General features: G+C 66.5%; 4 protein-coding genes. 3 read left to right on the top strand and 1 reads right to left on the bottom strand.

Features of this window, described 5'->3' with window-relative positions; all coding sequences use genetic code 11:
* On the top strand, positions 1-852 hold an 852-nt coding region (gene galE, locus HMPREF9440_RS03545), incomplete at its 5' end, for a UDP-glucose 4-epimerase GalE (RefSeq protein WP_008541566.1).
* Positions 853-978: 126 nt separating this feature from the next.
* Here galE and uvrA read toward each other — a convergent pair.
* Positions 979-3786 (bottom strand): excinuclease ABC subunit UvrA, encoded by a 2808-nt coding sequence (uvrA, locus tag HMPREF9440_RS03540; protein WP_008541565.1) that lies wholly within the window; start codon positions 3784-3786, stop codon positions 979-981.
* 113 nt (positions 3787-3899) lie between these two features.
* Here uvrA and HMPREF9440_RS03535 point away from each other — a divergent pair, with 113 nt between their 5' ends.
* Both HMPREF9440_RS03535 and ssb read left to right on the top strand, forming a co-directional pair.
* Entirely contained in the window at positions 3900-5132 is a 1233-nt protein-coding gene (locus HMPREF9440_RS03535) for an MFS transporter (RefSeq protein ID WP_008541564.1), read from the top strand.
* Positions 5133-5159: 27 nt separating this feature from the next.
* Positions 5160-5504, top strand: a 345-nt coding sequence (gene ssb, locus HMPREF9440_RS03530; protein ID WP_008541563.1) for a single-stranded DNA-binding protein, incomplete at its 3' end; no start/stop codon positions are given.

Below are 5504 nucleotides of genomic sequence, written 5' to 3'. Positions count from 1 at the left end.
GTCTTCGTCGAGGGCGACATCCGCGATGCGGCTCTTCTTGAGCGCGTGCTGCGCCGCGAGTCGATCGAGGCCGTCATCCACTTCGCCGGCCTCAAGGCCGTGGGCGAAAGCGTCGAGAAGCCCATCGAGTACTACGACAACAACACCGCGGGGACGTTGAAGCTCCTCGAAGCCATGCGCGCCGCGGACGTGAAGCGCCTCATCTTCAGCTCGTCTTCGACCGTCTACGGGACTCCTGAGAAGCTCCCCCTCACGGAAGACTGCCCCACGGGCGAGGCGACGAATCCGTACGGGCGCTCGAAGCTTCACATCGAGGAGATCCTCGCCGACGTCTGCCGCGCGGACAAGCGGATGAGCGTGATGTGCCTGCGGTACTTCAACCCGATCGGCGCGCACCCGTCGGGCCTCATCGGCGAAGACCCGAACGGCATCCCCAACAATCTTCTCCCCTACGTCGCCCGCGTGGCGAACGGGCGCCTCGAGCGCCTGCGCATCTTCGGGAACGACTACCCGACGCCCGACGGCACCGGCGTGCGCGACTTCATCCACGTCGTGGACCTCGCCGAAGGCCACGCCGCGGCGCTCCCCTACGTGTGCGCGCACACGGGTTGGCGCGCGGTGAACTTGGGCTGCGGGCGCGGCTACAGCGTGCTCGAAGTCGTCGCCGCCTTTGAGCGCGCCTCGGGGCGGAAGATCCCGTACGAATTCGCGCCCCGCCGCGAAGGCGACATCGCCGCCAACTGGGCCGATCCCGCCCTCGCGCTGGAGCTCTTCGGTTGGAAGGCAACGAGGACCCTGGACGACATGTGCCGCGACAGCTGGCGGTTTGAATCGATGTTGACGAAGGACTGATCCGACCCTTCTCCACAAGAATTTGGGGCCCGTCTCACCGCCGGGCCCCAAGTTATTCACGGGGTTATCCACATTTTTTGTCTTTGAAAATCAAAGGCTTCACGCAAAATCCCCGGCTTTTCCACATCAACCGCCGTTTCGGTGCTTGGGGATGAGTTTAGCAAGGTACGGCCCCGTGACGCTCGCGGGATTCGCCGCCACGTCTTCGGGCGTCCCTTCGGCGACGATCCGGCCGCCTTCGTCGCCGCCGCCCGGCCCCATGTCGACCACCCAGTCGCTCGAGGCCAAAACATCGAGGTTGTGCTCGATCACGAGCACGGTGTTCCCGAGGGCGGTCAACCGCCGCAGCACGTCCAAAAGCTGATCGACGTCGGCGAAGTGAAGCCCCGTCGTCGGCTCGTCCAGGATGTAGAGCGTGCGGCCCGTGTCGGTGCGGGCGAGTTCCGTCGCCAACTTGATGCGCTGGGCCTCGCCCCCGGAGAACGTCGTGGCGCTCTGCCCCAGGCGGATGTACCCGAGCCCGACGTCGCGCAGCGTCTCGAGCTTCCTCACGATGCCGGGATGCGCGTCGAAGTACGGAATCGCCTCCTCGACGGTGAGCTCCAGCACGTCCGCGATCGACAACCCCTTGTAGCGGACTTCGAGCGTTTCGCGGTTGTAGCGCTTCCCGCCGCAGACGTCGCACGCGACGTAGATGTCGGGGAGGAACTGCATCTCGACCTTGACGACGCCGTCGCCCTGGCACGCTTCGCAGCGTCCGCCCTTCGTGTTGAAGCTGAAGCGGCGCGCGTCGTAGCCGCGCTCGCGCGCGGTGAGCGTCTGCGCGAAGACGTCGCGGATCGCCGAGAAGAGCCCCGTGTAGGTGGCGGGGTTCGAGCGGGGTGTGCGGCCGATCGGGCTCTGGTCGACGCTGATCACCTTGTCGAAGTGCTCGAGCCCCCGGATTTCGCGGTGGGGAAGCGGCACCGTCTGCGCGCGGTGGTAGTGCGCGGCCAAGGCGGGCAGCAGCGTGTCGAGGACGAGCGACGACTTCCCCGAGCCGGAGATCCCGGCGACGGTCGTCATCGCGCCCATGGGAATGCGCAGCGTCACGTCCTTGAGGTTGTGCCCGGAAGCCTCGACCAACTCCAGCCAATCCGCGGCCTTCGCGTCGAACGCGGGGCGCGGGGGGCGCTTCGCGACGTTCCCCGAGAGGTAGCGGCCCGTCAAGGACTCCGGATTCGCCGTCACTTCGGCGAGCGTCCCCGCCGCGACGATCCGGCCGCCCGCTTCGCCCGCGCCCGGCCCCATGTCGACCACGAAGTCCGCCGCGCGGATCGCGTCCTCGTCGTGTTCGACCACGACGACGGTGTTCCCGAGGTCGCGCAGACGGCGGAGCGTTTCGATCAGGCGGTCGTTGTCGCGCTGATGAAGCCCGATGCTGGGTTCGTCCAAAACGTAGAGGACGCCGGTGAGGCCCGAGCCGATCTGGCTCGCCAAACGGATGCGCTGGCTCTCGCCTCCGGAGAGCGTGTCAGCGCGGCGCCCGAGCGTGAGGTAGCCGAGGCCGACGTCGTTCAGGAACCGGAGCCTCGACGTGATGCCGGAGAGAATGCGGTCCGCCACCTGCGCCTTCGCGCCCGAGAGCCTGAAGTCGGCGAAGTAGCGGTCGAGCGAAGAGAGGCTCTCGGCGCTCAGTTCAGGGAGCGTCCTCATCGCGTCGCCTTCGCCCAGGCGGACGTGGCGCGCGGTTTCGCAGAGTCCCGAACCTCCGCAGTCGGTACAGGTCACCTCGGCGCGGAAGCGCTCAAGCGCCCGCCGCAGGGGATTGTCCGACTGCGCCCAGAAGCGGCGCAGTTCGTTGACGACCCCGATGAAGGGCGGATCGAGCCGCTCCGCGGCACCGCCCCCGTAGAGCACCATGCTGCGGACGTCTTCGGAGAGTTCGCGCCAGGGGGTCGAGAGCGAAAAGCCCGCGGTCTGCGAAAGGCGCACCAACTTCGCCCAGTTGGCGCCCGACATCGGACCCCAACCCTCAAGGGCGGTGCCCTCCAGGCTCGCGGTCGGATCGCGCAGGATGCGCTCCAAGGAAAAGTCCGAACTCACGCCGGTGCCGCGGCACGTGGGACAGCACCCGACGGGGCTGTTGGCGGAGAAGAGCCGGGGTTCCAAGGACCCCACGGTGAAGTCGCACTCGGGGCAGGCGTAGCGCGTCGTGAAGGCGTACTCGGCGTCGCCGTCCATCTCGGCCGCGATGACGCGGCCGCCCGAAATTTCGGCGGCGCTCTGGAAGCTCTCCGAGAGCCGCTCGCGCACGTCGGGCTTCACCCGCAGGCGGTCGACGACGACGTCGGCGTCCTTGGCGCCTTCGAACTCCCCGGGGAGCGGCGCACGCTCCAGCATGACGACCTCACCGTCGATGCGGAAGCGCGTGAAGCCCTTCACGAAGAGCGGCTCGATTTCGCGGCCGACGTCCTTCTGGCCGCCCCGCACGATCGGGGCGAGCACCATGAGGCGCACGCCTTCCGAGAGCGTGAGCGTGCGGTCTACCATCGCCGCCACGGGGTCGGCGCGAAGCGCAAGACCGTGGGTCGGGCAGTGGGGCGTCCCGGCGCGCGCAAAAAGGAGGCGCAGGTAGTCCGCCAATTCGGTCGCCGTGCCGACGGTCGAGCGCGGATTGCTCCCCGCGCTCTTCTGGTCGATCGAAATCGAGGGCGAGAGCCCTTCGATCGACTCGACTTCGGGGCGCGGCATCAGCTCCAGGAACTGCCGCGCATAGACCGAGAGGCTCTCGACGTAGCGGCGCTGCCCCTCGGCATAGAGCGTGTCGAACGCAAGCGAACTCTTCCCCGAGCCCGAAAGCCCCGTGATGACGATGAGCTTCCCGCGCGGCAGATCGACGTCGACGTGCTTGAGATTGTGCGTGGCGGCGCCCCGGACCGAAATGACGTCCACGGTTTGACCTTGACCTTAAGGTTGAATGCGAAATTTCTACTATAGACTGCCCGGCACGTCTCCAACCACCCCCAACACCGACCGGATCCCGGAAATACGAGCCGCCAAGAACGATGCGAACGAACACCACCGACACCGCACACCGCATGACGCCGAAGGAACGCCGCGCGAGTCTCTCGCTTGCGGGCATTTTCGCGCTGCGCATGCTCGGGAACTTTCTGATCCTCCCGGTCTTTGCGGTCTACGCGCATCAGCTCCCGGGCGGCGACGACCACTTCTGGGTCGGGGTCACGCTCGGGATCTACGGCCTCACGCAGGGCATTCTGCAGATCCCCTACGGCTGGGCCTCGGACCGCTGGGGTCGAAAGCCCATCATCGTCCTGGGGCTCGTCATCTTCGCGATCGGGAGCTTCATCGCCGCGTGCGCCGACCATCTGGGCGTCGTGATGCTCGGGCGCGCGCTCCAGGGAGCGGGCGCCATTTCCGCCGCGGTCACGGCCTTCATTTCGGACGCCGTGCGCGAGCGCGTCATCACGAAGGCGATGGCGCTGGTGGGCGCCTCGATCGGGCTCACGTTCGCCCTTTCGCTTGTGATCGCGCCGCCACTCACCGAACTCTGGGGCGTCTCCGGGCTCTTCACCATCACCGGGATCCTCGCGGTGAGCGCGATCGGCGTCGTCCGTTGGGTGACGCCGCCGGAAGAACCCAAGACCGGGCGCTCGGAAGTCGAAGCGCACTGCCCCTGGCAGGAGATCGCGCTCGACCCGCAGCTCCTCAGGCTCAACCTGGGGATCTTCATCCTCCACGCGGTTCTGACCGCGCTCTTCGTCGTCGTGCCGGGCCGCCTCGAATCGATGGGGCTTCCCGTCCTCCACCACTGGTACATCTACCTTCCGGCGGTGCTCTTCGGCTTCGCGGTGATGATGAAGCCGATCGGCTGGGCCGAGCGCGCCGGGGCCGTGACGAAGCTCCAGCGGATCATCATCCTCGTGATGACGGTCGTCTTCGTCCTCTTCGTCTTCCTCATGCACTCCGTCTGGGAGATCGCGTTCCTGCTCGCGCTCTTCTTCGGCTGCTTCAACATCCTCGAAGCGACGCTTCCCGGCCTCATCTCCCGCGCGTCGCCCAAAGCCGATAAGGGGTTGGCGCTCGGCATCTACAACACGACACAGAACATCGGCCTCTTCGTGGGCGGCGCTCTGGGCGGGTGGATCTCGGAACATTTTTCCGCGGAGGCCGTATTCGCCGCGGCGGCTTTTGCTATGCTCATCTGGTTCGTCGGTGCGAGGAACCTCAAAGAGCCCCGCAGGACGACGCACGAAACGGGCGAAGCCCTTGATGTGTAAGTAAATTTTTAGTTTTTGGGTATAGTTATGGCTTCCGTCAACAAGGTCATTCTTCTCGGCAATCTCGGCGCGGACCCCGACGTCCGCTACACCGCGGAGGGCAACCGCGCCATCGCGCAGCTCTCGATCGCGACCACGCGCCGCTACCGCAACCAGCAGACGCAGGAACTCGTCTCCGAGACCGAATGGCACCGCGTCGTCATGTTCGGCCGCACGGCCGAAGTGGCCAAGGAATATCTCCATAAGGGGAACCCGGTCTACATCGAAGGCCGTCTGCGCACCCGCAAGTGGCAGGACCAGAACGGCCAGGACCACTACACGACCGAAATCGTCTGCGACCAGATGCAGCTCCTCTCCTCCCGCGGTGACGGC

This window comes from Sutterella parvirubra YIT 11816 (genome assembly GCF_000250875.1).
GTDB lineage: Bacteria > Pseudomonadota > Gammaproteobacteria > Burkholderiales > Burkholderiaceae_F > Sutterella > Sutterella parvirubra.
The sequence above is the reverse complement of the archived record's forward strand: the minus strand, read 5'-3'. Positions and strand labels throughout refer to the sequence as shown.

Bases quoted from the DNA above. Each gene is read 5' to 3' on its own strand.
- HMPREF9440_RS03535 (WP_008541564.1), top strand. From the start codon at position 3,900: ATGCGAACGAACACCACCGACACCGCACACCGCATGACGCCGAAGGAA.